Below are 24,534 nucleotides of genomic sequence, written 5' to 3' on the forward strand. Positions count from 1 at the left end.
AGTTGCACACGGGTCACGCACCACGGTCTACCAGATCAGGGGCAACCGCGAGGGCGAAACCCGCAAATTGATCACAACCGAATACGCGCCCTAGTGGTCAGGGTCGTCGGGACGGTCGTGCCGCAGGGCGCCGATCACCGCCCAGGCGACGGAGACCACCGGGACGGCGACCAGGGCGCCGAGGACGCCGCCGAGGACGGCGCCGCCGGTGACGGAGAGGGCGACGGCCACGGGGTGGATGCGGACGGACCAGCCGAGGACGAGGGGGTGGAGGAGGTGGCCCTCGATCTGGCCGATCACCACGATCAGGCCGAGGACCAGCAGGGCCACCACCGGGCCGCGGGCGGCGAGGGCCACCAGGGCGGCGACGGCCAGGGCGATCGGGGAGCCGATCAGCGGGATGAGGGTGGCGACGAACTCCAGGACGACCAGCGGCAGCACCAGGGGCACCCCGAGGACGGCGAGGGCGATGCCGACCAGGACGGCGTTGCTCGCCGCGACGATCAGCACGCCCCGGGTGTAGCCCGCGAAGGTGTGCCAGCCGGCGCGGCCCGCCCGCTGCCACACCGGGCGGGCGCGGGCCGGGAGCTGGCGCAGCCCCCAGGCCCACATCCGGTCGCCGGAGTGCAGGAAGAAGACCGAGCAGAACACCGCGAGCGCCAGCCCGGTGACCAGTTCGACGGCCCGCCCGGCGCCGCTGAGGGCGGTGCTGAGCAGGGCGGAGCGGTGGGAGGCGACGAAGTCGCCGATCCGGGCCTTCAGATCGGTGGCCGTCCCGGGGTGCAGGTGGAAGGGCGCGCCGGCGAGCCAGCGGTCGATCCGGCCGAGGCCGCCGTGCAGTTCGCCGCCCAGTCGGCCCCACTCGGCGGCGACGGTCGTTCCGACCAGGGTGAGGATGCCGCCGACCAGGACGACGGCGCCGAGCAGGGCGAGCAGGACGGCGAGCGCGCGCGGCATCCGCCGGGCCAGCAGGTCGACCGGCGGGCGCAGGACGGAGGTGATGACCAGCGCCAGGAAGAGGGCGATCACCGGCAGTTGGAGCCGGGTGAGGACGGTGACGGCGAGGTAGGCGGCCACGCCGAGGGAGACCAGCCGCCAGGCGTACCCGGCGGCGGTGCGCAGCCCGGGCGGCACCCGCTCGCCGGCGCGGTCGGTGGTTCGGCCCGCGGCCCGCGCGGCGGCCCGCGCCGTTCCGGCGCGCGAGGCCGGACCGGGCCTGCCGGGGCCGCGCGGACGTCCGCGTCCTCCGGTCATGGCAGGGCGCCCGGGGCCGGAACAGCGCCGTGACCGCGGTGCGCGGTGGGGCCGGGCGGGCCGCTTCTGCCGGGCATCGGCGGTGCCCTCCTCGGGTCGGGGACCTCCCGTCGCCGGGCGTCTGTCCGCCGACGCCGAGGCCAAACCCCGTGACCGCGCAGGGCTGAACCCCGCGACCGCGCAGGGCTGGACCCCGCCGGCGCGCCTTCGGCGGGGTCCAGCCCTGCGCGGGGGCGTCGGTCAGGCCGCCGGAGCGGGGACGGCCGTACGCTCCTCGACAGGTGCGGCGGGGGTGAGGGCCCGCTGCGCGAGAGCGCCGAAGACCAGGGCGAACCCGGTCCACAGCACGGCCTGCAGACCGATCGAGGCGAGCCGGAAGTCCCACAGCAGTCCGGCCGGGAAGCCGTCCGGGATCGCGTCGTCGTTGTCCGGCAGGACGAGGGCGAGCACGGCCGTCACCACGGCGTAGCCGAGGCCGGCCGCGACGACGGCGTTCCAGGTGCCCAGACGCGGAGCCAGGCGCTTGCCGAGGATCACCGCGGCGACGCCGATCAGCACGCTGAGCGCGATCATCAGGAAGAACAGCGACGTGCGCTTCCCGATGGTGTCCGGATTGCCGACCGCCGGCGGCATCGCCGGGTACTTGAGGAACGGCACCAGGTAGACAGTGGTGAACGCGGCGCCCGCGACCAGTGCGGCGGTGGCCCGGGGGCCGAACCGGCCGATCCGGCCGAGGGCGAAGCAGAACGCCAGCGCCGCGATGCCGCCGACGGCGACGCCGTAGACCAGCACCCCGGTGGCGAGGCCGGCCGTGGACTGGAGGTCGCGGCTGACCAGTTCCTCCTCATCGGCAGAGTCGGCAGAGTCGGCAGAGACGGCGGACGCGGCGGCCCCATGGGAGTCCGCCGGGTCGGCGGCCCCGGTCCCGTGGTGGTGCCCGGCCCCGGCGGACTGCGACTGCTCCTGGGCGATGGCGTCCGAGACGGGGCCCTCGCCGACGGTGTACGCGAAGACGAAGGCCACCAGCCCGGCGATCAGGCCCGCGATCAGGCCCCGCAGCAGCAGTCTTCCGACGGTGCCCGAGGGCACGGTTGCGGAGGTGTTCATCGGTGCTCGGTCTCCGCTCAGTGGCACGGGAAGCCGAGCAGGTGGCGGCCGTCGTGCACCCACTCGTGCACGGTCGCCCCGGAGATGAGGGAGGTGGCGCCCTGCTCGGCGCCGACGAAGTAGAGCAGGACCAGCATCAGGGTGCCGAGGAACAGCGCCCAGGGGAGGATGGCGCGGATCGGCAGCGCGGCCGGGGCGGAACCGCCCGCGGGCAGGCTGGGGGAGAGGACGGACTGGGCCATGGCAGGACCTCCTGGGGGAAACACGCGTCCCGTTCGGTGGAGCTCTGACGACGGCGGTCGGGTCTGACTCGCCGGAAGCCCGCCGTTGCGTGAGGCGGCCGGTTCCGGCTTACAGTGGCGCGACCGTGCCGGATTTCCACCGGACTTCCGTCTCGCCGTCGTCTTCGGTTGTCGGGGGAGACCGTAGCGCCCGGGGGCTGCGGAGCCAAGGGCGCACGCCGAATCGCCGTTCTGCCGCGGCCTGCGGATTCGTGCGCGGGCAGGGCCTGGAACGCGCTGCTCCGGTGCCTCCCAAGGGTGACAGGTGTACGAAGGGGGAAAGGCATGACGGTACGGGTGATCTTCGTCGCCCCGGCGATCGGACCGGGGCTGCGACAGGCGCGGTTCGGCGGCGAAGGCTCCGTGGACGGGAGCGATCCGCTCGACGCCGCCGGGGTGCGCGCCGCCCGCGCCGCCGCACCGGGCCTGCCCGCGACCGCCCACCGCTACGTCTCGCCCTCCGCCCGCTGCCGCCGCACCGCCGAGGAGTTGGGGATCCCCGACGCCGTGGACGAGCCCGCGCTGCGCGGCTGCGCCACGGGCCGCTGGAGCGGGCGGACCCTGGACGAGGTCGCGGCCGAGGAACCGCGGGCGGTCATGGAGTGGCTGGCCGATCCGGCGGCCGCACCGCACGGGGGCGAGTCCGTGCGGCAGCTGTGCGCCCGGGTGGGCGCCTGGCTGGACGGCACGGCGGCCGCGCTGGGCGGCCGGGTGCTGGTGGTCGCCGAACCGGACGTGGTCCGGGCCGCCGCGGTGCACGCCCTCGGCGTCCCGGGCCAGGCCCTCCGCCGGCTCGACGTGCCGCCGCTCGGCGGCGTCGAACTGACCGGGCGGGCGGACCGCTGGAACCTGCGCCTCGGCGGACCCGGCACCGGCTGAGCCGACGGCGGACGGGCGCCCGGCTCACCCGGCGCAGAGCAGGGGCACGCGGTCCTCGGCGAGGTAGCGGGAGCGGACGGCGGCGACGATCTCGGCGCTCGCGGTGCCGCTGCCGTACGGGGAGGGGCGCCCGGCGAGCGCCCCGACGGCATCCGGATCGGCGAGCGACTCCCGTAGCGCGACGTCGAGTTCGGGGCCGGGCCGGACCAGCCGGGCGAAGCCGGCCCGGACCGCCTCGGGCCGTTCGGTGGAGTTGCGGACCACGATCAGCGGCCGCTTGAGCACCGTGCACTCCTCCTGGACCCCGCCGGAGTCCGAGACCAGCAGCCGGCAGCCGGCCGCCAGGGCGAGGAAGGTGCGGTGGTCGACCGGGGGTACCGGGCGCAGCCCGGCGAGCGCGCCGGAGAGCCCGAACCGCTCGATCGCCGCCCGGGTGCGCGGGTGCAGCGGCAGGACCACCGGCAGCTCCAGGGCGGCGAGTTGGCCGAGGATCCGACCGAGCCGGGCCGGGTCGTCGGTGTTCTCGGGCCGGTGGAGCGTGGCCAGCAGATAGCGGTCGGGGCGCAGCCCGTACCCGGCCAGCACGGCGCCGGCCTCGGCCGTCCCGGGCAGCGATTCCAGGGTGGCCTCGACCACGGTGTTGCCGGTGACCACCACCTGCTCCGCCTCGATCCCCTCGCGCAGCAGGTGGGCGGCCGCGGTCGCGGTCGGGGCGCAGTGCAGGTCGGCGAGCGGGGCGATCAGGCGGCGGTTGGCCTCCTCGGGCATGTCCGGGTCGAAGGAGCGCAGCCCGGCCTCCACGTGGACGACGGGCACGCCCGCGCAGTGGGCGGCGAGCGCTCCGGCGGCGGCGGAGTTGGTGTCGCCCTGGACGACGACGGCGGCGGGCGGGTGCTCGGTGAAGTGGTCGCTGAGCGCGCTGACCATGCGGCCGATCTGCCGGCCCCGGGCCTCGCCGGCGACGCCGCTGAGCGTGACGTGCGGGTCGGGGAGCGCGTACTGCCGGAAGAAGGCGGTGGTGAGGCCGGGATCCCAGTGCTGGCCGGTCCAGACGATGCGCGCGGAATCCTCCAGGAGCCGTACCACGCCGGCGAGTTTCACGATTTCCGGTCGGGTTCCGAGGACCACGGCTATGTCGGCTGAGGGCATGCGGGCTCCCTTGACGGTGCATCCGGTCGATCGGTCCGACCGTTTCGAACTACGCGTCACAACATGGCGGTCAGCGACGGGTGGGGCAACAGATGGTGATCAATGTCCCCCGAATGGCGGAATGGCCGATCATGGCGCCATGCCGTTGAGACGGTGTCGACACGCCGGACGGGCTCAGTGCGTGGAAGCATCGTGCGACTACGGACCATAGGAAGTCTGATTTTCGGTCCATGATGTGCCATCAGTACGGGAGTTCGATCCGGCGGCGGTGTCGCGTAACGTTCGTCCACGCCCGGGCCGTTCCGACGTTCCCGGCGCTGGGCCCCCCTCTGTCCTGAGGTCGGCCGAACCTGCCCGCACCGCCTCTACTGCGTGGCAACCCCCCCTTGTTCTTTCCCGTTATCCGACGAGAGGAATTCCCCCATGTACGGACCTGTGGCCGGCGGACTGCCGCCGGCAGCCGGTGGCGGCGCCCTGGCCGCGACCGGATCGGTGGGCATAGGCGTCATGGCGACGGCCGCGGTGGCCCTGGTGCTCCTGGGTCTCGGCCTGCTCCGGCGCAGCAGACTGCGTCGGAGCGAGGGCCCGGGCGAGGACTGAGCCGCGCCATGACGGAATCCCTGTCGCACCCGCTCGCGCCCCGCCGGCACGCCGCGGCCCGGGCCCGGCGCTCCCCGGTCGGGATGCTGTGCGGCGCCGTGCTGCTCGGTGTGTGCGGCTCGCTGGTGGCCGGTGAACGCGCCTACCGCTCGCAGGAGAGCCGCGGCACGGCGTGGCTGGTCGAACACCTGCTGGGGATGCGCACCCTGCTGCTCGAAGGGCCGACCGCCCCCGTCCTGTACGCGGGCGACCGCGCCGGACTGGACCGGGGCGTCGCCCTGACCACGGGGTGCAGCAGCGCGCTGCTGATCGCCCCGCTCGCCCTGGTGACCGCCCTGCTGCTGCTCTTCGGCAACCGCCGGGCGGGCCGGGTGCTGCTGGCCTTCGGGGTCGCCGCCGGGCTGGTCCTGGCCACCAACCTCGCCCGGCTCACCCTCGTGCTGGTGATGCAGCACCGCTACGGCGCGGAGGGGTTCGGCTGGACGCACGTGCTGTTCGGATCGGTGCTGATGATGGCCGCCGCCCTCGGCGCGGCGCTGCTCTACCTGCGGCTGCTGCCCCGCAGCGGCGCCGCCGGTGCCGCGGGCGCGGGTGCTGTTCGCAGCGGCGCGGACGTACCGGTCCGCGGGAGCGGGGAGGGGGAGCGGTGACCCTGCTGGACACCTCCGTCTCGCTCTCCTTCGTCCTGGGCATCGGCTTCCTCGCCTACGTCGTGGTGATCGTGCGCGGCTACCTGCGCGACCGGCCCGCGCCGGCCGGCGACCCGGACGGCTTCGGCTGGCACTTCCTGATCCCCTGCCGGGACGAGGAGGCGGTCATCGCCACGACCCTCGACTACCTCGCCGAGCACTTCGCCGGAGCGACCGTCTGGGTCGTCGACGACGCCTCCGCGGACCGCACGGCCGAACTCGTCCGCACCTGGCCCGCCACCTCGGACCGCCTGACCGTCCACCTGGTGTCCCGGCGGCTGCCCGAGGCGCGGACCGGCAAGGGCGACGCGCTGAACGCCGGCTACCGGGCGCTGGAGGCCGTGCTGCCCGCCGGTACCGACCCCGAGCGGGTGGTGGTCTGCGTGCTCGACGCCGACGGCCGCCCCTCGCCCGGTGCGCTCGCGGTCTGCGCCGGACCGGGCCTGTTCGGCGACCCCGGGATCGGGGCCGTCCAGGTCGAGGTGCGGATGTCCAACCGCGACGTGCCCCGCCCGCTGCCCGGACGCGGCGCTCTCGCCAACCGGCGGGCCCGGCTGCTCGCCCGCCTCCAGGACATCGAGTTCCGCGGGCCGATATCCGCCATGCAGATCACCCGGCGGCGCACCGGCACCGTCAACGTCGGCGGCAACGGCCAGTTCACCCGGCTCTCGGCGCTGCGCTCGGTGGACCGCGGCGGCGGGCGGCCGTGGGGCAGGGCGCTGCTGGAGGACTACGAGCTGGGCCTGCGGCTGATGCTGGCCGGCTGGCGCAACGGCTACACCACCGACGCCTGGGTCGACCAGGAGGCGCTCTGGAGCATGCGGCAGCTGGTCACCCAGCGGGTGCGCTGGGCGCAGGGCTCCATGCAGTGCACCCGCTACCTGCGGGAGATCTGGGGCTCGCGGGCGTTCGGCACGGCCGGGTTCCTGGAGGTGCTGTACTTCATGAGCCAGCCGTGGCTGCAGCTCGTCGGCCTGGTGGTGTACACCGTGCCGGTCGCGGCCTTCGGCTACAACCTCGCGTTCTACCCGGAGTTCGTGCTCGTCTTCCTGCGGCAGGGCGGCGCGCTGCTCCTGCTGCTCTACCTGCTGCTGGGCGTGGGCGAGTTCGCGATCTGGGGGCCGCTCTACCGGCGGCGCTGCGAGCCGGGGATCCGGCGGCGGGCGGCGCTCGGGTACGGGCTCGCGCTGGCCCTGTACGCCGCCACGACCTACCTGGTGGCCGTCCGCGCGGCCTGGCGGGTGCTGTGCCGGCGCAACTCCTGGCACAAGACCGCCCGGGTCGCCGCACCGGCCTCCGTTCCGGCAGGTGCGCCCGTGCCCGCCCTGGTCGCGCCTTCCCCGTCCGCGCCTTCCCCGTCCGCGCCTTCCCCGTCCGTGCCCGCCCCGTCCGTCGTCGGCGAGTCGGCGCGGTGAGCGCCCGCCGGCCGGCCCGTGCCCCGCCCGGTGCCGGGCGCCCGAGCCCCGTCCGCCCGATTCCCGACCGGCCCTCCCTTCCGTCCCCACGAAAGGCCCCACCCTCATGACCTCCCGTCGTACCGGCACCCGCACCCGCTCCCGTCTGCTCGCGGGCGCCGCCCTCACCGCCACGCTGGTCTGCACCGCGAGCCCGGCCTGGGCCGCCCTCTCCGCACCCGAGGCCAAGGCGTACGTCGTCTCCGCCGACGCCGTCGCCGGTATGGTGGCCGTCGCCCCGACGCCCGCCTCCGCCTACCCCTCCGGCGGCACCAGCACCCTGGCCGGTATCAATGTCGGGCCCTTCGCCAGCAACGCGCTGCTCACCGCCACCACCTCGGGCGACCCGCAGGCCGGCACCTCGGGCGCCTCCGCCACGATCGACTCGCTCGGCATCGACCTGGGCGTCGCCACCGTCTCGCTCACCGGCGTCAACTCGACCTGTACCGCCACCCCGACCGGGGCCACCGGCTCCGGCGTCATCGCGGGCGGCAGCGTCAAGCTCCCGCTGCTCCCCGCGATCAACCTGCAGGCCGGAGCCGGGCCCAACACCGGGGTCGACATCGCCGGGGTCGGCACCGTCCTCCTCAACGAGCAGACCACCGACGCCAACGGCATACTCAGCGTCAACGCCGTCCGGATCAGCCTGCTGCCGATCCTCAACGCCGCGGACCTGGTCATCGGCCACGCCGAGTGCGGCGGGGCCCCGCCGGCCGAGGCCGTGTCGATGATCAACCCGCAGGTCGCCGCCGTGGGCGGCACGGCGGCCCTGGCCACCGCCGCCGGAGTCGTGCTGCTGCGCCGCCGCAACAGCACCGTCTGATCCCCGGCCCGACCGGGGTGCCCCGGGCCCGCCCACCGGGCCCGGGGCACCCCGGACTTGCCGGCCGTCCCCGGGTCAGGACCGCCGCAGGTCGAAACGCCAGTCGTGGCAGCGCATCGGGCGGCCCGGCGGGTACTCGAAGTCCCGGGCGCCCAGCAGTTCGAACCCCGCGCCGCGGCACACCGCGTTCGACGCCGCGTTATCGACCGAGGGGAAGGCGTGCAGATGGCGGTGGAGCCCGGCGGCCCGGGCCTCGGCCACCACCGCGCGGGCGGCGGCCGTCGCCACGCCCCGGCCCTGGAAGGCCGGCAGTACCGTCCAGCCGGTCTCGTACACCTCCTCGCCCTCCCAACCGCGCTCCCAGAAGCCGATGCTGCCGGCCGTCGCGCCCTCCGGTAGCAGCACGATCCTGAACATCCGGCCGGTGGAGGGCGGTTGGGCGCTGAGGTCGACGTAGCGGCGATGCCGGCGGGCCACCTGCTCCGCGGTCTCCGGGCCGCCGAGGTGGGCCGTCAGCTCCGGCGCGTTGAGGGCGGACAGCAGTGCGCCGTCCTGCTCGGACCAGGGCTCCAGGCGCACGGCGGCGGGGTGGTCGTCCATGGCACGTACGGTAGCCGGTGCCACCGACAGTCGCCCGCCGTGCCGCCCGGCCGCCCGCTCTGCCGCCGCCCGGCCGCCCCGCCTTCGGCCCCGCGGCTACCCGGCGGCGGGGCCGAGCCGCACCGGAACGGTCCGCAGGCCGTTCACGATGAACGACTCCTGTGGAAGCAACTCCTCGGCCGGTATGGCGAGTTCGATGTCCGGGAAGGTGTCGAACAGGGCGCTGAGCGCCTCCTCGGCCTCCATCCTGGCGACCAGGTGGCCCAGGCAGAAGTGGTGGCCGTGGCCGAAGGCCAGATGGCTCTTGTCGGCCCGGGTGAGGTCGAACTCCGCGGGCCGGTCGGGGTGCAGCGCCGGGTCGCGCCCGGCCGAGCCGAACGCGAACAGGACCGGCTCGCCGGTGCGGATCAGCGCGCCCTCGCCGAGGTCGATGTCCTCGGTGGCGAAGTACATCGGCAGGTGCATCACCGGCGCCTCCAGGCGCAGCGCCTCCTCGATCGCGTCGTGCCAGGTGGCGTCGCCGGAGCGGATCAGCGCCAGCTGCCCGGGGTGGGTCAGCAGCAGCGCGATCGCGTGGTCGATGAGGTTGACGGTGGTCTCGGACCCGGCGCCGATCATGAGGATCAGGGTGGAGACCAGCTCCTGCTCGCTGAGCCGCTCCCCGTTGGCGTCCCGGGTGGCGATCAGCTCGCTGGTCATGTCGTCGCCCGGCGCGGCCCGCTTGGTGGCGGCCAGCAGCGCCATCGCGACGAACAGGTCGTCGATGAGGGCCTTGGCCTCCTCGGGCGTGGAGTAGGTCGCCAGGGCGCCGTCCACCACCCGCTGGATCTCCGGCCGCTGCTCCTCGGGGACGCCGAACAGGTCGCAGATCAGGGTGGTCGGCAGCAGGTAGGAGAGGCGGGTGTGCAGGTCGACGGTCTCGTCGGGAGCGGCCTCGCGCAGTGCGTCGATCAGGGCGGTGGTGATCGCCCGCACCAGGGGTCGCAGCGCCTCCACCCGGCGGGGGCCGAAGGAGGGCGCGGTCAGGGTGCGCAGGCGGTGGTGGTCCCGGCCGTCGCTGGTGAACATCGACTCCACGGCGACCCAGCTGGCCAGCGGCCAGTCGGGGCCGACCCGGCCGTCGATCCAGTCGGGCCAGTGGTGGCGGGCGTTCTTGGCGAGCCGGGAGTCGGTGAGCAGTTGTTTGGCGACGTCGGCGCGGGTCACCGACCAGGCCATGACGCGGCCGGGGAGTTCGACCCGGACGGCCGGGCCGTGGGAGCGCAGATGGGCGGCCTCGGCGTGCAGGTCGGTGCCGCGGGTGTCGAGGACGTGGGTGTAGGGGCAGCGGGGTTCCATGGGCCCTCCTGGGGGAGCGGCGGGCGGAATCGGTCGGCCGGTTGTGACCGTACGACCGGCCGGGCGGTGACGGAAGGGCGCTCGCGGCTTCGCCGTGCGCCCCCGGTCCGCCCCGCACGCCCGCGGGGGCTGGTGCGGACCGGTCGCCCCGCCCTTATGACAACAGCATTGACGTGTCCCGGCGCCCCCGGTTTCATGGCTCGCACTTTCCCCACCCCCACCCCCACACCCCCAAGGCGGTGATCCCTTGGCATCGACGGCGAAGGCCACGGGCAGCGGTCCGAGAGCGGACGCGAGCGGCTCCCACGTCTCCATGCGCCGGTCCCTCGGCCTCCTCGACGGGGCGGCGATCGCCGCCTCCAGTACCGCCGCGACCAGCAGCATCGGCATCGGCCTCGGCCTGATGGCCGGGGTCGTCGGACTGCACCTGCCCGCGATCATGCTGCTGGCGTTCCTCCCGGTGCTCGCCATCGCGGGCGGCTACGGGCGGCTGAACGCCGCGGAGCCGGACGCCGGCAGCAGCTACCGCTGGGTGGGCCGCACCCTCAGCCCCTGGCTCGGCTTCCTCACCGGCTGGGTGAACACCGTCGGCACGGTGGTGTTCATGGCCTACACCACGACGGTCACCGGCTCGTCGATCGTCCAACTCCTCGACCTGGCCCACCTGCGCAGCGTCGCGGGCCTGCGGCTGGACGCCGACTCGACCGCGCAGTGCACCCTGATCGGCCTGGCCGTGCTGGTCGGCGCCGCGCTGGTCGCGGTGCGCGGGCTCGACCTGGCCGCGCGGCTGCAGAAGGCACTGCTGCTCTTCGAGTACGCGGTGCTGCTCGGCTTCTGCGGGTACGGGCTGTTCGCCGGGGACCAGCCGTTCTCACTCCAGTGATACAACCCCTTCGCGATCCCCTCCTTCGAGGCGCTCGCGCAGGGCATGGTGCTCGCGGTGTTCTGCTACTGGGGCTTCGAGTCGGTGTTCAGCGTCGGCGAGGAGGTCCGCGACCCGCGCGACGCCTCCCGGGGTGGCCTGCTCGCCCTGCTGGTGATGCTGCTGCTCTTCCTGCTCGCCGGCACGGCCTTCCAACGGGTGCTCCCGATCGAGGAGTTGGCGGACAACGGTGCGCACGGCCTGGCCTACTTCGGGGCCCGGCTGGCCGACCAGCCACTGGCCGCGCTGCCGCTGATCGCGCTGATGCTCTCCGCGGTGGCCTCGCTGCAGTCCTCGGTGATCCCGACCGCCCGCGGCCTGTACGCGATGGGGCGCGACGGCGTGCTCGGCCCGGTGTGGACCCGGCTGCACCCGCGGCACTCGACGCCCGCCGCCGGCACCCTGCTGATCACCGGCGTGGCGGTGCTGCTGGCGCTCTGCGCGGTCGCCGTCCCGACCGTCAACGACCTCATCTCGGCCGCCGTCAACGCGATCGGCATCGTCGTCGCCCTCTACTACGCGCTCACGGCCGTGGCCGCCGCCGTCCGCTTCCGCCACCTGCTGCGCACCGACCTGCTGGAGGGCCTGCGAGCGGTGGTCGGCCCGCTGCTCGGCGCGGCCACCCTGCTGGTCGTCGGCGGCTATCTGGCCTGGACCTTCTACGACTCCGCCGATCACTTCGAACTCGCCGCCGACAACGGCTGGTTCGAGCTCTCGGTGGCGGTGATGATGATCGTCACCGGACTGCCCGCGGCCGCCTGGGCCCGGTGGCGGCGCCGCTCGCCGTACTTCCTCGGCGACACCCGCTGAGGCCCGCCGACCCCTGCTGACCCCGCGCCACCCCCGTACGACCCGCACCACCCCGCACCACCCGAGAACGGAGCACCACCCATGACCAAGGCCGACCTGGTCTTCACCCACGGCCCCGTCCACACCGGCGACGCCGCCCGCACCCGGGCGAGCACCCTGGCCGTGACCGGCGGGCGGATCACCGCCGTCGGCCACGACGAGGTCCGCGAGCTGATCGGCCCGGGCACCGAGGTCGTGGACCTCGCCGGGAAGCTGCTGCTGCCGGGCTTCCAGGACGCCCACATCCACGCCGTGGGCGGCGGCACCGAGCTGGCCGCCTGCGACCTCACCGGCACCGTCGGCGTCCCCGACTACCTGGCGCGGATCCGCGCCTACGCCCGGGCCCACCCCGAGCAGGAGTGGATCACCGGCAGCGGCTGGTCGATGGAGAGCTTCGACGGCGGACTGCCGACCCGCCAACTGCTCGACACCGCCGTCCCCGACCGCCCGGTCTACCTCACCAACCGCGACCACCACGGTGCCTGGGCCAACACCCGGGCCCTGGAGCTCGCCGGACTCGACCGCCACACTCCCGACCCGGCCGACGGACGGATCGAGCGGGAGCCCGACGGCACCCCCGGCGGCGTGCTCCAGGAGGGCGCCACCGCCCTGGTCGCCCGGCTGATCCCGCCGGTCACCGCCGCCGACCGCCTCGACGGCCTGCTGCGCGCCCAGCGCCTGCTCCACTCCCTCGGCATCACCGGCTGGCAGGACGCCCTGCTCGGCGAGTTCAACGGCATGCCCGATCCCTCCGACGCCTACCTGGCCGCCGCGCGCTCCGGCGCGCTGACCGCCCGGGTGACCGGCGCGCTCTGGTGGGAGCGCGACCGGGGCGCCGAGCAGATCCCCGAACTCGTCGAGCGGCGCGCCGCGTCGGCGCACGGACGGTTCCGGGCCGGCTCGGTGAAGATCATGCAGGACGGCATCGCCGAGAACTTCACCGCCGCCATGACCAGCCCCTACCTGGACGGCTGCGGCTGCGCCACCGCCAACTCCGGCCTGAGCTTCGTCGATCCGCTCGCCCTGCGCGGCCACGTCACCGAACTCGACGCGCTGGGCTTCCAGGTGCACTTCCATGCACTGGGCGACCGGGCGGTGCGCGAGGCGCTGGACGCGGTCGAGGCCGCCCGCGCCGCCAACGGCCGGCGCGACACCCGGCACCACCTCGCGCACCTCCAGGTGGTCCACCCGGACGACCTGCCGCGCTTCGCCCGGCTCGGCGCCGTCGCCAACATCCAGCCGCTGTGGGCGGCCCACGAACCGCAGATGGACGAACTGACCATCCCCTTCCTCGGCCCCGAACGCGCCGCCTGGCAGTACCCGTTCGGCGCCCTCCAGCGGGCCGGCGCCACCCTCGCCGCGGGCAGCGACTGGCCCGTGAGCAGCCCCGACCCGCTGGCCGGCCTGCACGTCGCCGTCAACCGCCGGGAGCCCGACGCCGCCGACGAGCGGGTGTTCCTGCCCGAGCAGCGGATCGACCTCGCCTCCGCGATCGCCGCCTACACGGCCGGATCCGCGTACGTGAACGGCCACGACGACGCCGGTGTGCTCGCCGCCGGCCGGTGGGCCGACCTGGTCGTCCTCGACCGCGACATCCTCACCGGCCCGCCCGAGGAGATCGCCGCCGCCCGGGTGCTGCGGACCTACGTCGGCGGCGAACCGGTCCACGTGGCCGACTGATCCCACCCGGCCCCCGGCCACCGGGCCACCCGGCGGTTCTCCCTCCGACCGGCGGCGGCGCGCGGGCCGCTCAGCGCGCCGCCGCCAGCCGGGCCCCGGCCGCGTCGAGCAGCAGGTCCAGCGCGAACGGGTAGCCGCTGCGCCGCATGTCGGCGGCGAGCAGGTGCGCGGTGGCGGCGATGTGCGGGTTGGCCGCGGCGTCGACCCGGGCGTAGGAGGCCTGCCAGACCCGCAGGTCCGCCGACTGCGCGGCGGTCGGCAGCGCGAGCGCGGCGGCGTCCAGCACGGCGAAGCCGAGGCTCTGGTCGACGAACGCGTGGTAGATCCGCACGGCCTCCGGGTCGGGGAAGCCCGCGGTGCGCAGGACGCCGAGGATCGCCTCCACGGCGGCGATCTCATGGGTGCGCCCGGTGGTGCGGTGGGCGGCGAGCAGCGCGGCCTGCGGGTGGGCCTGGTAGCTGGCGTGGATCCGCAGGCCGATGTCCCGCAGGTCGGCCCGCCAGTCCCCGGTGGCCCGCCAGCCGTCCTGGGCGCGGGCGATCAGCTCCTCGGCGATGGCGAGCAGCAGGTCGTCCGCGCTGTGGAAGTAGCGGTACACCGCACTGGGGTCGGCGCCCAGCGCGGTGCCGAGCCGCCGCACGGTGAGCGCCTCCGCACCGTGCTGCCCGACCAGCCGCAGCGCCGTGCCGACGATCAGTTCGTGGGAGAGCACGACGCCCTGCTTGGTCGGCCGCCGCCGGCGCCGCTGGGGCTCGGGCACTACGCGTTCGCTCATCCCGGCAGGTTACGTCAACGCCCTTGACGTAGCACAGGGGCCGGACGGCGCCGCCCGGCGTGTCCCGGCAGCCCCGACCCGTCCCGGCCTGTCCCGGCCACCGCTCCGGACCGGGGACACTGTCCTTGGAGAAAGGATTCCGCATGAACCACCCGGCCGACGAGCCCCGCCTGCCCGCCGCACGAGGCGCCACCGACCCCTACGGGACCTGCGTGCTGCTCAAGCACGGCGAGGTCGCGATCAAGGGCCGCAACCGCCGGCTGTTCGTCCGGCGGCTGGAGGACAACCTGCGCACGGCGCTGCGCGGCATCGGCGGGTCGACCTGGATCAGGACCCCGCACAGCATCACCGTCCTCGGCGGCGACGTGCCCGTCGAGGACCTGGTGGCGCGGGCCCGCACCGTGGTCGGCTTCAACTCGGTCGAGCCGGCGCTGCGCGTCCCCAGCACCATGGAGTCGATCGAGGCCAATGCCCTGGAGGTGCTGCGCACCGCGTGCGAGGGCCGGGCCGCGACCGGCTTCGCGGTGCGGGTCAAGCGCCGCGACAAGACCTTCGCGCTGACCTCCTCCCAGCTGGAGCGGGAGCTCGGAGCCCGGCTGCAGCCCCGGGTGGCCGGCCTGCGGGTGGACCTCACCGCGCCCGACGTCACCCTCTCCGTGGAGATCGACCACCGCGAGACCTTCCTGTCGGCGGTCCGCTACCCCGGGCTGAGCGGGCTGCCCGTCGGCTCCAGCGGCCGGGCGCTGGTGCTGCTCTCCGGCGGCTACGACTCCCCGGTGGCCGCGCACCGGGCCATGCGGCGCGGGCTGGCCTGCGACTTCGTGCACTTCAGCGGCGCGCCGTACACCAACCCCGCCTCGGTGTACAAGGCGTACGCCCTGGCCCGGGAGCTCAACCGCTACCAGCCGCCGGGCGAGCTGCACGTGGTGTCGCTCGGCAAGGCCCAGAAGCAGCTCGCCGTCGCGGGCGCAGGCCGGCTCCAGGTGGTCGCCCAGCGCCGGCTCATGGTGCGCACCGCCTCCGCCCTGGCCGAGGCCACGGGCGCCCAGGCGCTGGTGACCGGCGACAGCCTCGGTCAGGTGGCGAGCCAGACCCTGGCCAACATGGCGGCCGTGGACCAGGCGGCGACGCTGCCGGTGCTGCGCCCGCTGGTGGGCTGGGACAAGCAGGAGATCATCGACCAGGCCAGGGCCCTCGGCACCGCCGGGATATCCGTCCTGCCCGACGAGGACTGCTGCAGCCTGCTCGCCCCGCCGCGGGTCAGCACCGGAGCGCCGATCGGCCGGCTGAAGGCCGTGGAGCGGCGCCTGGACCTGGACGAGGTGGTCGAGGCGCTGCTCGCGAACGTCCAGGTGATGCGGCCCGGACAGGAGGAGGACCTGGCACCCGAGACCGGTCCGGGCTGCACCGTCCCTGCCTGACCGGGCCGATGGAGCGGTGCGGGCGTGCGGCGTCAGAACAGGCCCTCCGGCAGGGTCTCGTCGTACTCCCGCACCACCTGGGTGTCGACGGCGGGGAACAGCTCGTCGAGGTCGGTGGCGCGCAGCTCGGCGAGGCCGTCGGCGGCGGCCAGGAAGCGGTCCTGGTCGGCGGCCGTGACGACGCCCTCGGTCAGGGCGCGGAACTTCCGCCCGTAGGCGGGCCGGTCGAAGGGCCGGGCGCCGGCGGGGTGGGCGTCGGCGACGGCCAGCTCGTCCTCGATCACCGTGCCGTCGTCCAGGGTGACCACCAGGCGCCCGCCGAAGGCCCGGCGCCGCGGGTCGGGGTCGTGGTAGCGGCGGGTCCACTCGGGGTCCTCGACGGTGCTGATGCTGCGCCAGAGCGCGACGGTCTCCGGGCGGGCGGCCCGTTCGGGGGCGTAGGAGCGCTCGTGGTGCCAGGTGCCGTCCTCCAGGGCGACGGCGAGGATGTAGGGGACCGAGTGGCCGAGGCTCTCCCGGTCCGCCGCGGGGTCGTACGTCCGCGGGTCGTTCGCGCCGGAGCCGAGGGCGCGGTGGGTGTCGCGTCCGGTGTGCAGCACGACCGAGCGCACGCCGCTCAGCGGCCCGGTCCGCTCGCGCAGCCGCCGGGCCAGGTCGATGACCGCCTGGGCCCGGTACGCGGCGGCGTGCTCCTTGGGATACGTGTCCAGGATCGCGCGGCGGGGTTCGCCGTCCTCCGGCAGCAGCACCCGGTAGTCCGACTCCGGACCGTCGAGCAGCCGGGCGAGGAGGCCGTCCTCGCCCTCGTAGGCCGGGGAGGGGGAGGTCTCGCCGCGCATCGCCCGGTCCACCGCCTCGATCGCCGCCTTGCCGGCGAACGCCGGGGCGAACGCCCTCCAGCTGGAGATCCCGCCTGTAGGGGACCGCCGGGCCGCGGTCGTGGTGTGCACGGCCTGCTGGACGGCCTGGTACACCGTCTCCGTCGGCAGCCGCAGCAGCGCGCCGAGGCCGCAGACGGTGACCGCGCCCAGGTGGGCGTGCAGGCCGATGCCTCGGACCAGGGCGACGTGCACCTCGTAGGCGGCGACGACACCGCGCAGCAGGTCGGCGCCGGTCCGGCCGGTGTGCTGGGCGACGGCCAGCAGCGGCGGGATGGTGTCGCCGGGGTGGGCGTGGCCGGCGGCGAGGTAGGCGTCCTGGAAGTCCAGCTCGCGCACGGCCGTGCCGTTGGCCCAGGCCGCCCACTCGGGGGAGACCCGGGTCAGGCTGCCGAAGACGCGGGCCCCGGGCGCGGCGTGGTGGACCAGCGCCTGCGCCTGCGCCCGGGCCACCGCCACGGGCCGGTGCAGCAGCGCGGCGACGGCGACGGCGGCGTTGTCGATCACCCGGTTGACCGCCATCCCGGCGCTCTCGGGGTCAAGCTCCTCGGTGCCGGCCGCCACGGCGGCGAGCCGCCAGGCGAGCTGCTCCTCGCGCGGCAGGCGGCCGGCACTGGGGTGGACGCGGACGCGGTACTCGATCACGGGTCTCCTCGCGAAGGCTTCGACGGAACGGTCGCACTCGTCGCAACGACGGCAGCACGAGCCTTACCGACGCCGGCGCCCGCACCCCGGAGGCCACACCGCAAACCCGTCCCACGTCGGCGCGGTGCAATCACGCAGTCATGCCAGGTCGTGTCCGGGCTCGCGATCCACCCTGGAGAGGCTCGCCGTGATCGGCGCGTTGCAGCCGCGGTGATCGGTGATCCAGTCTGTGAGAGCGGTCCGCATCCCCGCGTACCTGCCGTAGCCGTAGTCGCCGCAGGCCAGGCAGTACCCACCCGTCCCGGACTCCGCCTCGGACGGCTCGGGCGAAGAGATGGTGCGCTCGGTCATGACGTCTCCTACCGTTCTGCGCGGCGCCCTGCCGCGTCCTGCCGGCAGCGCGGGGTCTCAGCCCAGCACGATCGGTGCCGACTTCGGAACGGTGGTGGAAGCTCACCGCCGCCTCTACCTGTCCGTTGCCCCAGCAGTCCTCCACCGTGCCGTCGCAGAACACGCCAACCTCGGGACTGCCCTGCTAGGGGAGACGTCCGGCGTTCCCCGCCGGATCCTCGCCTCGGCGCTCGCCGAGTCACTCCTGCTGCTGGCACGGATCGAGTTCTTCGACCTGCGGCAGCCGGACGGCGCCGACGCGACGCTCGTCCGTGCGCTGCAGGCCGCGGGTGAGGCCCATGACAGTCTGCTCGGTGCGGCAGTCCTCGCGCACTCCGCCTTCGTACCGGGCTGGGACGGCCGCCTGCCGGTGGCCCGTGACCGTATGCGGGGAGCCCGCACCTACGCCCGCCGAGCACCTGCCGTCGCCGCCGAAGTGCTTGCGTGGTTCGATGCGGTCGAGGCCGAATGCCTCACCCGCTGCGGCGATCACAGGGGTGCTCTCTCCCTCCTCCACCGCGCCGACGAGGTGCTGGCCGCAGGGGGCGATGCACTGCCACCGGAGTGGTTCACCTGGTTCTCGCCGGTGCGGCTGCGCGCCTTTCGCGGCAACACCGAGCTCGCGGCGGGGCTGATTCCGCAAGCGCGGGGCACTCTGGAGCAGGTGCTGGCCGAGCTGCCCGAGGCCGACGGCAAGCAGCGCATTGTCGTGCTCGGCGATCTGGCCGCCCTGGAGGCTGCGACCGGAGCCCCCGAGGCGGCCTGCGCGCTGCTGGAGGAGGCGCTCGATCAGCTCGCCGTCACCTGGTACGCGACCGGCATGGACCGGGTGCGCGAGGCCCGCCGCGCGCTCGTGCCGTGGGAGGACTCGGACGGTGTCCGAGGCGTCGACGACCGTCTCTACTCGTGGAGCGCGACGCTCAGTTCCCTGCAGCGTTAGCTTTGGCGATCAGCTCGGGGAGCTCAAGCAGCGAGTCGATCCGGAAGGTGGCCTGCGCGGTCGCCGGGTCGTGCTGTTGGATCCAGCCCCAGGGCCCGCGGCGGATCAACGCCGTCCGCATCCCCGCGGCCCGGGCGGGCAGCACGTCGTTGTCGAGCCGGTCGCCCACGTAGAGGATCTCTCCCGGCTCGGCCGGGACGACCGAGGCGACCTTCGTGAAGAAGGCGGGGGCGGGCTTGGACGCGCCCCAGTCGTCGGAGGTGCCGATCAGATCGACGTCGCCGGTGAAGAGCTCGCGGAGGATCCTTCCCGCCCGGACCGTCTGGTTGCCGGCGATCGTCAGGTGCAGCCCGGCCGAACGGAGTCCGACGAAGGCGGGGCGCACGTCGGCGTACAGGTCCTCTTCACCGAAGGTCTCCGGCTGGCCGGCCCGCGCTCGGCGCTCGCGTTCCTCGTACAGGTCGAAGCCCGGCCGGAACACCTGGAACGCGTCCCGGTAGTCGCGCCCCTGGGCGATGACCGCGCCGAACTGGGCGACGAAGGTGTGCCTCGGCACACCGAGCCAGTCGGCCCAGGTGCCGTACTCCCGGGTCTCGTCGACCAGGCACTCCCCGACGTCGAACACCACAGCCTTGATCGTCATGGCCGCAGCCTAGTGCTGCCCCGCAGAAGTTCGTGGAGGGGTTCTCCCCGTCATGAGGTGTTGGATCCCACTCGGTCAGTGGATTCCGGAGTCGGGATGTTCGGCATCCCATTCTTGGCGTGCTTGAGCAATGGCATCGCGGTGTTCGGCAGACCAGTCCGCGAGGGCTTTGACCAGATGTGTGAGGCTGTGGCCCATCATCGTGAGCTCGTACTCGACCTGCGGGGGCACCGTGGGGTGCACGGTCCGGGTGACCAGGCCGTCGCGTTCCAGCCGGCGCACGGTGAGCGTCAGCATCCGCTGCGAGATACCGGGGACAGCGCGCTGTAGCTGTCGGAAACGGCGGACGCCCTGGGCCAGTTCGACGACGACAAGGACCGACCATTTGTCGCCGATCCGGTCGAGTACCTCGCGGATCCCGCAGTCCTCGTGCTCGTCGCCGCAACTGACGACGGGGGCGGTGGTTACCCCTGTGTGCCCCACTGACATGGAAGTGCCTCCTTACGCTCCCTGGGCGCAAACCCGCAGGATGAGCCCGGTTATCGAAGAGAACCTACCGGAACGGAAGACCCTGATGATCCTGGTTACCGGCGCCACCGGCGCCCTGGGCACGCTGATCGCCCAGCGGCTGGCCGACCGCGACGACACCATCCTTGGAACCCGCGATCCCGAGCAGCTCACCGCCCCGCTGCCGGTCCGCCGCATCGACTTCGACGAGCCCGGCACCCTCGTCGGGGGCTTCGAGGGGGTGGATGTGCTGCTGCTGATCTCCGCGGGCTATGGCGAGGACGACACCGTCATAGCCCGGCACGGTGCTGTCATCGACGCCGCTGAGAAGGCCGGCGTGAGGCATGTCGTGTATACGAGCCTGACCGCCGACGGCGATCACCTTCCCTACGCCTTGCCGCACCGTTGGACCGAGCGTCGGCTCCAGGAGAGCACCATGGACTGGACGATCCTGCGCAACGGCCTGTACGCGGAGTTGCTGGCCTGGCTGGCGGCGCCGTCCGGCGACGGGCGGATCACTGCCCCACTCGGCGAGGGCCAACTGGCCGCCGTTGCCCGGGCGGATCTGGCCGACGCCGCGGCACGTGTGACGGTGGAGGCCCCCGCTCATGCGGGGCGCATCTATGAACTCGTCGGTGAGCAGGCCATCGGCGGCGCCGATCTGGCCCGCGCGCACGGCCCGCACGTCACCTACGAGCCGGAGACCCTCACCCAGGCCCGCGCGCGCATCGCCGCCTCCGGCGCCGAGCCGTTCCAGGTGCCGATGCTGGTGGGCACCTACTCCGCCATCGCGGCCGGGTTCATGTCCCGCACCAACGGTGCTCTACGCCAACTGCTGGGCCGCGCACCCCACTCCGCGCTCGCAGCAGCCCTCGCATAGCCCTCACCGCAACGAGCCCGCGCCGCCAGGAACGTGCCATGCCCCGCCCAATCAAGCCGGTTCCGACGGTGGTTGTGGACCTTGCCGAGTCGGTGCGTGCGCGCCTGCACCGGCTGGCAGCCTCCGTGGCCGCGCAGGTGAGGCAGACGCTGCGGGCGAAGATCGTTCTCGCGGCGGCCGACGGGCTGGCCAACGCCGCGATCGCACGCGAGCTGAAGATCAGCGTCAACACGGTGCGCAAGTGGCGGGGCCGGTTCGCCAGCGGTGGCCTGGCCGCGATGGCCGACGCGAAACGCTCCGGCCGGCCCCGCATCTACGGGCCGCAGGTTCGCGTCGCCGTGGTGGCCGCCGCTACCAGCACGCCCCCACACCCGGAGTCAACCTGGTCGCACCGTGGGATCGCCGCACAGGTGGCGGACACGGTCTTCGCCCCGATCTCGCCGTCCCGGGTCGGCCGCATCCTGGCGGATCTGGATCTGAAACCGCACCGGGTGCAGCGCAACAAGAGTGCGAAGCCCTACCGCTGGACCTATGACGGCACCCCGCTCAAGACAGCCTGATCGACCCCTCCACGAACTTCTGCGGGGCAGCACTAGGGCGCGGGGGTGTGCCGGCGGCCGGAGTCGGTAGCCTGCCGGGGTGGACGGGTTCGGGGTGACGGAGTTCCAGGTGGTGCTGCTGCGGCGGATGGCGGACTTCCGGCCGGAGCTGGTGGAGGAGGCGCTGGGGCGGGTGGGGGTGACGCGGGCGCGGATGCGGGAGGTGAACAGGCGGTGGCAGGCGATGGTGCGGGCGCCGGGGTTCCCGTCCGGTGGGCGGCGGTACGCGGCGGTGCTCGGTGGGCCGGAGGCGGTGGTGGAGCGGCGGATCGGGGACCTGGTCTGCAGTGCGCGGCAGTGGGTGCTGCCGCTCTGGCCCGGGCTGCGCTTCGAGGTGCTCGTCGGGCCGGGCGGGGCGGAGCTGAACGCGTGGCTGGTGCGGGCGCCCGGGACGGCGGCGCCGGTGCTGCGCACGGTCGACGATCTGGCGCCGTGGAGCTGTGTGGTGGCCGATGTGGGGACGGCGTTCCCGCCCGCCGTGCCACGTGAGGGGAGCGCGCCGACCAGGTTCCGGCTGGACTTCACCGCCCCGGACGCCGACGGCCGCGCCCGGGCCTGTACGGCGGACTTCACCTGGGGGCTGCTCCAGGAGGTGCGCCCCGCCTGAGCGGGCGGGCGGCTCAGCGGCGGTGCACCGTGCGGCCGCCGACCACCGTGCGCTCCGGCAGCAGCTCGCGCAGTTCCTCGACGGGGCAGCTCAGCGGGTCGGCGGGCCACAGGGTCAGATCGGCGAGCGCGCCCGGGCGAAGCGACCCGCGCTCGGCGCTCTCGCCGGTCAGCCGGGCGGCGTTGACCGTGTGCAGGGCGATCGCCTCGGCGCGGTCGATCGCGTGCTCGGCGCCGAGTACGCCGGCCACGGTGGCGCGGGTGGTCATGCCCCACACCGAGACCATCGCGCCGTACGGGCCGACCGGGAAGTCCGAGCCGGCGGAGAGCTGCGCCCCCTCGTCCAGCCAGGCGCGCAGCGGGAACAGCGCGCCGGTGCGCTCGGCGCCCCAGGCCCGCTGCTGGGTGACGGCGCCGTCGTGCAGCAGCGGGTGCTGGACGGTCACCGGGATGCCGAGGGCGACGGCCCGGGCCCGCTGGTCGGCCCGGGCGAGGCCGCCGTGCTCGACGACCAGGGTGCCGGCGGGCAGGCCGGGGCGGCGGGCGAGGACGTCCTCGTAGACGTCCAGCAGGGTGCGCAGCCCGCGGTCGCCCCAGGCGTGCACGCCGACCCGCAGACCGCGTCCGACGACCCGGTCGACGGCGTCGGCCAGTTCCTTCGGCTCCCAGAGCAGCCGTCCGTGGTAGCAGGGCTGCCCCTGGTACGGCTCCTCCAGCGCGCCCGCCTCGAAGCCGCCGTCGATGCCGAACTTGACGCCCCAGACGGAGAGCCGGTCGTCCTCGTGGCCGGCGGCGCGCCAGGCGTCGACGCGGTCCAGCAGCGCGGCCACCTCCTCCGGGGTGCGGACGGCGAAGCCGGAGACCAGGGCCCGGACCCGGACGGCGAGCGCCTCCCGGTCGCGGGCGGCGCGCAGCACGTCGAGGTCCTCGACCGGGACGAGGCAGTCGCGCACGGTGCCGATGCCGGTGGCCGCGTAGTCGGCGGAGGCGGCGCGCAGGCCGTCGATCCGCTCGTCGAGCCCGGGCCGCGGCAGGACGCGTTCGACGAGTTCGGTCGCCTTGTTGATCAGCCGCCCGGTGAGCCGGCCGTCCGGGTCGCGCTCGATCACGCCGCCGGGCGGGTCGGGGGTGGCCGCGGTGATCCCGGCGAGCCGCAGGGCCGCCGAGTTGAGCACCATGTTGTAGGCGCCGCGGCGGACCAGCACCGGGTGGGCGGCGGTGGCGCCGTCCAGCTCCTCGGTGGTGGGCATCCGCTGCTCGGCCAGGTTCACCTCCTGCCAGTTGACGGTGGTGCGGATCCACTCGCCGGCGGGGGTGCGGGCGGCCCGCTCGCGGATCAGGGCGAGGAACCCGGGCAGGTCGGCGGCCCGGTGGACGGGGACGCCGTGGACGCTGTGGCCGGCCAGGATCAGATGGGTGTGGGTGTCGTCGAAGGCGGGCAGCACGGTGGCGTGCGGCGCGTCGACGATCTCGGTGGCCGGTCCGGCCAGCGCGTCCAGGCCGTGCGGATCGGCGGCGAGGGCGGTGATCCGGTCGCCGGTGACGGCGATCGCGCGCCGCAAGGGCTCGCCGGGGACGAGGGTGTGCACGGCGGCGGCGCGCACCAGCAGGTCGGCGGGCGGCGCGGCGGGCGGGCGGGGCGGCGTCATCACGGCTCCTGGCGGTGGTGGACGGCGGGCGGCAGGCCGGTGGGCTTCTCGACGGGAGTCAGGCCGGTGGGCTTCTCCACCTGCGCCAGGCCGGTGAGCTTCTCGACGTACCCCAGGCCGGGCCCGGCGAGCCGGGCGTGCAGCTCGGTGAAGACGGCCCGCGCCGCGACGGCGTTCCAGTCGGCGGGCAGCAGCGGCTCGGGCAGGCCGGGGTCCAGGTAGGGCAGCCGGCGCCACTGGTCGAGCATCGGGACGTAGGCCCGGAAGGCCCCGGCGGGGTCGGGTTCCGCGGGGGCCGGCGCGGCGGCGGCCGGCTGCCAGGCGTCGGTGAAGGCGGCGTACTGGGCCTCGATGGCGGGGAAGTCCCACCAGGCGGCGACGGCGGTGCGCAGGTCGGTGAAGCCCGCGTACTCGGCGGACAGGAAGAGGTGCACATAGCCGTCCAGGCCGAGCCGGGCGAGCAGTCGCCGGGCGTCCGGCAGTAGCCGGGCGGGGGCCAGCCAGACGCCGGGGGCGGCGTTGCCGAAGCCGAGCCAGCTGAGCCGGGAGCGCAGGGTGTGGCGGTGGGCGCGTTCGGACTCGGGCACCGAGAAGACCGCCACCACCCAGCCGTCGGCGAGGGCGGCGGGCTCCAGGCTGTGGAAGATCCGGCGGTCGCCCTCCTCGAACACCGGGTCCATCGCGGGGGAGAGCCGGTAGCCGGTGGCGGCGCCGTCGCGGCGCTCCTGGAGGAGGGTGCCGGCCTTCTTGAGGCGCGAGATGGCCGAGCGGACGGCGGGGGCGTCGACGTCCAGCTCGGCCATCAGGGCGATCAGGTCGGCGATCGATATCCAGCCGCCCAGGCGGCGGACGAATTCGCCGTAGACGGTGTGGATCAGCGAGCTCGGCCGGGGCGTGCTCTCGGTCATGGCGGGCCTCCTCCCCGGCAGCTCGTGGTGATCATAGCGGGGCCGCCCGTCCGCGGCCCGCCGTGCGT

At 74.5% G+C, this 24,534-nt stretch carries 24 protein-coding genes, 1 pseudogene and 1 riboswitch; of the genes and pseudogenes, 12 read left to right on the forward strand and 13 right to left on the reverse strand.

The window, feature by feature from the left end; translation table 11 throughout:
* Positions 1-90 precede the first annotated feature (90 nt).
* The 3 genes from ACFVFS_RS19025 to ACFVFS_RS19035 form a co-directional block, all read right to left on the reverse strand.
* Entirely contained in the window at positions 91-1,254 is a 1,164-nt protein-coding gene (locus tag ACFVFS_RS19025; RefSeq protein ID WP_380625553.1) for an AI-2E family transporter, read from the reverse strand.
* A 240-nt stretch (positions 1,255-1,494) separates the two neighbouring features.
* On the reverse strand, positions 1,495-2,361 hold the full coding sequence (locus tag ACFVFS_RS19030; protein WP_380625554.1) for a CbtA family protein: 867 nt from the start codon (positions 2,359-2,361) through the stop codon (positions 1,495-1,497).
* Positions 2,362-2,378: 17 nt separating this feature from the next.
* Entirely contained in the window at positions 2,379-2,603 is a 225-nt protein-coding gene (locus ACFVFS_RS19035; RefSeq protein ID WP_376138965.1) for a CbtB-domain containing protein, read from the reverse strand.
* A gap of 61 nt (positions 2,604-2,664) precedes the next feature.
* Positions 2,665-2,752, reverse strand: a riboswitch (cobalamin riboswitch).
* A gap of 175 nt (positions 2,753-2,927) precedes the next feature.
* On the opposite strand from ACFVFS_RS19035, the gene ACFVFS_RS19040 reads away from it, so the two are divergent.
* Positions 2,928-3,521, forward strand: a complete 594-nt coding sequence (locus ACFVFS_RS19040; RefSeq protein ID WP_380625558.1) for a histidine phosphatase family protein — start codon at positions 2,928-2,930, stop codon at positions 3,519-3,521.
* Positions 3,522-3,545: 24 nt separating this feature from the next.
* On the opposite strand, the gene wecB is transcribed toward ACFVFS_RS19040, so the two are convergent.
* The gene (wecB, locus tag ACFVFS_RS19045; RefSeq protein WP_380625561.1) at positions 3,546-4,607 is read right to left on the reverse strand and encodes a non-hydrolyzing UDP-N-acetylglucosamine 2-epimerase; all 1,062 of its coding nucleotides are present in this window, start codon (positions 4,605-4,607) and stop codon (positions 3,546-3,548) included.
* A gap of 486 nt (positions 4,608-5,093) precedes the next feature.
* On the opposite strand from wecB, the gene ACFVFS_RS19050 reads away from it, so the two are divergent.
* From ACFVFS_RS19050 to ACFVFS_RS19065, 4 genes are all read left to right on the forward strand, one after another.
* Positions 5,094-5,270 (forward strand): hypothetical protein, encoded by a 177-nt coding sequence (locus ACFVFS_RS19050; RefSeq protein ID WP_380625564.1) that lies wholly within the window; start codon positions 5,094-5,096, stop codon positions 5,268-5,270.
* An 8-nt stretch (positions 5,271-5,278) separates the two neighbouring features.
* A complete protein-coding gene (locus ACFVFS_RS19055) occupies positions 5,279-5,920 on the forward strand; it encodes an archaeosortase/exosortase family protein (RefSeq protein WP_380625567.1) in 642 nt (213 codons plus the stop codon).
* The gene (locus ACFVFS_RS19060) at positions 5,917-7,374 is read left to right on the forward strand and encodes a glycosyltransferase (RefSeq protein WP_380625569.1); all 1,458 of its coding nucleotides are present in this window, start codon (positions 5,917-5,919) and stop codon (positions 7,372-7,374) included. The genes ACFVFS_RS19055 and ACFVFS_RS19060 overlap by 4 nt, the downstream gene beginning before the upstream one ends.
* Positions 7,375-7,480: 106 nt before the next feature.
* On the forward strand, positions 7,481-8,236 hold the full coding sequence (locus ACFVFS_RS19065; RefSeq protein ID WP_380625572.1) for a choice-of-anchor P family protein: 756 nt from the start codon (positions 7,481-7,483) through the stop codon (positions 8,234-8,236).
* A gap of 75 nt (positions 8,237-8,311) precedes the next feature.
* On the opposite strand, the gene ACFVFS_RS19070 is transcribed toward ACFVFS_RS19065, so the two are convergent.
* Together ACFVFS_RS19070 and ACFVFS_RS19075 are read right to left on the reverse strand one after the other, a co-directional pair.
* Positions 8,312-8,836, reverse strand: coding sequence for a GNAT family N-acetyltransferase (locus ACFVFS_RS19070; protein ID WP_380625575.1), 525 nt, complete (start codon positions 8,834-8,836; stop codon positions 8,312-8,314).
* Between the two features lie 96 nt (positions 8,837-8,932).
* A complete protein-coding gene (locus tag ACFVFS_RS19075; RefSeq protein WP_380625577.1) occupies positions 8,933-10,174 on the reverse strand; it encodes a cytochrome P450 in 1,242 nt (413 codons plus the stop codon).
* Positions 10,175-10,487: 313 nt separating this feature from the next.
* Between ACFVFS_RS19075 and ACFVFS_RS19080 the strand changes: the two are divergent.
* Positions 10,488-11,906, forward strand: a pseudogene (locus tag ACFVFS_RS19080) (APC family permease).
* Between the two features lie 81 nt (positions 11,907-11,987).
* The gene (locus ACFVFS_RS19085) at positions 11,988-13,625 is read left to right on the forward strand and encodes an amidohydrolase (RefSeq protein WP_380625580.1); all 1,638 of its coding nucleotides are present in this window, start codon (positions 11,988-11,990) and stop codon (positions 13,623-13,625) included.
* Positions 13,626-13,695: 70 nt separating this feature from the next.
* Here ACFVFS_RS19085 and ACFVFS_RS19090 read toward each other — a convergent pair whose 3' ends face one another.
* Entirely contained in the window at positions 13,696-14,400 is a 705-nt protein-coding gene (locus ACFVFS_RS19090; protein WP_380625582.1) for a TetR/AcrR family transcriptional regulator, read from the reverse strand.
* Between the two features lie 143 nt (positions 14,401-14,543).
* On the opposite strand from ACFVFS_RS19090, the gene thiI reads away from it, so the two are divergent.
* Positions 14,544-15,821, forward strand: coding sequence for a tRNA uracil 4-sulfurtransferase ThiI (gene thiI, locus ACFVFS_RS19095; protein ID WP_380625585.1), 1,278 nt, complete (start codon positions 14,544-14,546; stop codon positions 15,819-15,821).
* 32 nt (positions 15,822-15,853) lie between these two features.
* Here the strand turns inward: thiI and ACFVFS_RS19100 are convergent, their stop codons facing one another.
* Together ACFVFS_RS19100 and ACFVFS_RS19105 are read right to left on the reverse strand one after the other, a co-directional pair.
* Positions 15,854-17,344, reverse strand: a complete 1,491-nt coding sequence (locus tag ACFVFS_RS19100) for an MmgE/PrpD family protein (RefSeq protein WP_380625588.1) — start codon at positions 17,342-17,344, stop codon at positions 15,854-15,856.
* 138 nt (positions 17,345-17,482) lie between these two features.
* Entirely contained in the window at positions 17,483-17,695 is a 213-nt protein-coding gene (locus ACFVFS_RS19105) for a hypothetical protein (protein WP_380625591.1), read from the reverse strand.
* Here ACFVFS_RS19105 and ACFVFS_RS19110 point away from each other — a divergent pair.
* Complete coding sequence (locus tag ACFVFS_RS19110) at positions 17,694-18,674, forward strand: transcriptional regulator (RefSeq protein ID WP_380625593.1); 981 nt, start codon at positions 17,694-17,696, stop codon at positions 18,672-18,674. The two genes, ACFVFS_RS19105 and ACFVFS_RS19110, sit on opposite strands and share 2 nt — an antisense overlap.
* On the opposite strand, the gene ACFVFS_RS19115 is transcribed toward ACFVFS_RS19110, so the two are convergent.
* Positions 18,655-19,317, reverse strand: a complete 663-nt coding sequence (locus ACFVFS_RS19115; RefSeq protein WP_380625595.1) for an HAD family hydrolase — start codon at positions 19,315-19,317, stop codon at positions 18,655-18,657. The two genes, ACFVFS_RS19110 and ACFVFS_RS19115, sit on opposite strands and share 20 nt — an antisense overlap.
* A gap of 75 nt (positions 19,318-19,392) precedes the next feature.
* On the reverse strand, positions 19,393-19,806 hold the full coding sequence (locus ACFVFS_RS19120) for a winged helix-turn-helix transcriptional regulator (protein ID WP_380625598.1): 414 nt from the start codon (positions 19,804-19,806) through the stop codon (positions 19,393-19,395).
* Positions 19,807-19,846: 40 nt separating this feature from the next.
* Between ACFVFS_RS19120 and ACFVFS_RS19125 the strand changes: the two genes are divergently transcribed.
* The 3 genes from ACFVFS_RS19125 (at position 19,847) to ACFVFS_RS19135 (ending at position 21,910) form a co-directional block, all read left to right on the forward strand.
* On the forward strand, positions 19,847-20,704 hold the full coding sequence (locus ACFVFS_RS19125) for an NAD(P)H-binding protein (RefSeq protein ID WP_380625601.1): 858 nt from the start codon (positions 19,847-19,849) through the stop codon (positions 20,702-20,704).
* Positions 20,705-20,742: 38 nt separating this feature from the next.
* Positions 20,743-21,264, forward strand: coding sequence for a helix-turn-helix domain-containing protein (locus tag ACFVFS_RS19130; protein ID WP_380625604.1), 522 nt, complete (start codon positions 20,743-20,745; stop codon positions 21,262-21,264).
* Between the two features lie 79 nt (positions 21,265-21,343).
* Positions 21,344-21,910 (forward strand): hypothetical protein, encoded by a 567-nt coding sequence (locus ACFVFS_RS19135; RefSeq protein ID WP_380625607.1) that lies wholly within the window; start codon positions 21,344-21,346, stop codon positions 21,908-21,910.
* Positions 21,911-21,923: 13 nt separating this feature from the next.
* On the opposite strand, the gene ACFVFS_RS19140 is transcribed toward ACFVFS_RS19135, so the two are convergent.
* Complete coding sequence (locus ACFVFS_RS19140; RefSeq protein WP_380625609.1) at positions 21,924-23,558, reverse strand: amidohydrolase; 1,635 nt, start codon at positions 23,556-23,558, stop codon at positions 21,924-21,926.
* Entirely contained in the window at positions 23,558-24,466 is a 909-nt protein-coding gene (locus ACFVFS_RS19145) for a PaaX family transcriptional regulator C-terminal domain-containing protein (protein WP_380625611.1), read from the reverse strand. The genes ACFVFS_RS19140 and ACFVFS_RS19145 overlap by 1 nt, the downstream gene beginning before the upstream one ends.
* Positions 24,467-24,534 lie beyond the last annotated feature (68 nt).

This window comes from Kitasatospora sp. NPDC057692 (assembly GCF_042799475.1).
Lineage (GTDB): Bacteria > Actinomycetota > Actinomycetes > Streptomycetales > Streptomycetaceae > Kitasatospora.

Coding starts and splice junctions, on each gene's coding strand:
- ACFVFS_RS19025 (WP_380625553.1), bottom strand. CDS start 1,254: ATGACCGGAGGACGCGGACGTCCGCGCGGCCCCGGCAGGCCCGGTCCG.
- ACFVFS_RS19030 (WP_380625554.1), bottom strand. CDS start 2,361: ATGAACACCTCCGCAACCGTGCCCTCGGGCACCGTCGGAAGACTGCTG.
- ACFVFS_RS19035 (WP_376138965.1), bottom strand. CDS start 2,603: ATGGCCCAGTCCGTCCTCTCCCCCAGCCTGCCCGCGGGCGGTTCCGCC.
- ACFVFS_RS19040 (WP_380625558.1), top strand. CDS start 2,928: ATGACGGTACGGGTGATCTTCGTCGCCCCGGCGATCGGACCGGGGCTG.
- ACFVFS_RS19050 (WP_380625564.1), top strand. CDS start 5,094: ATGTACGGACCTGTGGCCGGCGGACTGCCGCCGGCAGCCGGTGGCGGC.
- ACFVFS_RS19055 (WP_380625567.1), top strand. CDS start 5,279: ATGACGGAATCCCTGTCGCACCCGCTCGCGCCCCGCCGGCACGCCGCG.
- ACFVFS_RS19065 (WP_380625572.1), top strand. CDS start 7,481: ATGACCTCCCGTCGTACCGGCACCCGCACCCGCTCCCGTCTGCTCGCG.
- ACFVFS_RS19070 (WP_380625575.1), bottom strand. CDS start 8,836: ATGGACGACCACCCCGCCGCCGTGCGCCTGGAGCCCTGGTCCGAGCAG.
- ACFVFS_RS19075 (WP_380625577.1), bottom strand. CDS start 10,174: ATGGAACCCCGCTGCCCCTACACCCACGTCCTCGACACCCGCGGCACC.
- ACFVFS_RS19085 (WP_380625580.1), top strand. CDS start 11,988: ATGACCAAGGCCGACCTGGTCTTCACCCACGGCCCCGTCCACACCGGC.
- ACFVFS_RS19090 (WP_380625582.1), bottom strand. CDS start 14,400: ATGAGCGAACGCGTAGTGCCCGAGCCCCAGCGGCGCCGGCGGCGGCCG.
- thiI (WP_380625585.1), top strand. CDS start 14,544: ATGAACCACCCGGCCGACGAGCCCCGCCTGCCCGCCGCACGAGGCGCC.
- ACFVFS_RS19110 (WP_380625593.1), top strand. CDS start 17,694: ATGACGTCTCCTACCGTTCTGCGCGGCGCCCTGCCGCGTCCTGCCGGC.
- ACFVFS_RS19105 (WP_380625591.1), bottom strand. CDS start 17,695: ATGACCGAGCGCACCATCTCTTCGCCCGAGCCGTCCGAGGCGGAGTCC.
- ACFVFS_RS19115 (WP_380625595.1), bottom strand. CDS start 19,317: ATGACGATCAAGGCTGTGGTGTTCGACGTCGGGGAGTGCCTGGTCGAC.
- ACFVFS_RS19120 (WP_380625598.1), bottom strand. CDS start 19,806: ATGTCAGTGGGGCACACAGGGGTAACCACCGCCCCCGTCGTCAGTTGC.
- ACFVFS_RS19125 (WP_380625601.1), top strand. CDS start 19,847: ATGAGCCCGGTTATCGAAGAGAACCTACCGGAACGGAAGACCCTGATG.
- ACFVFS_RS19130 (WP_380625604.1), top strand. CDS start 20,743: ATGCCCCGCCCAATCAAGCCGGTTCCGACGGTGGTTGTGGACCTTGCC.
- ACFVFS_RS19140 (WP_380625609.1), bottom strand. CDS start 23,558: ATGACGCCGCCCCGCCCGCCCGCCGCGCCGCCCGCCGACCTGCTGGTG.
- ACFVFS_RS19145 (WP_380625611.1), bottom strand. CDS start 24,466: ATGACCGAGAGCACGCCCCGGCCGAGCTCGCTGATCCACACCGTCTAC.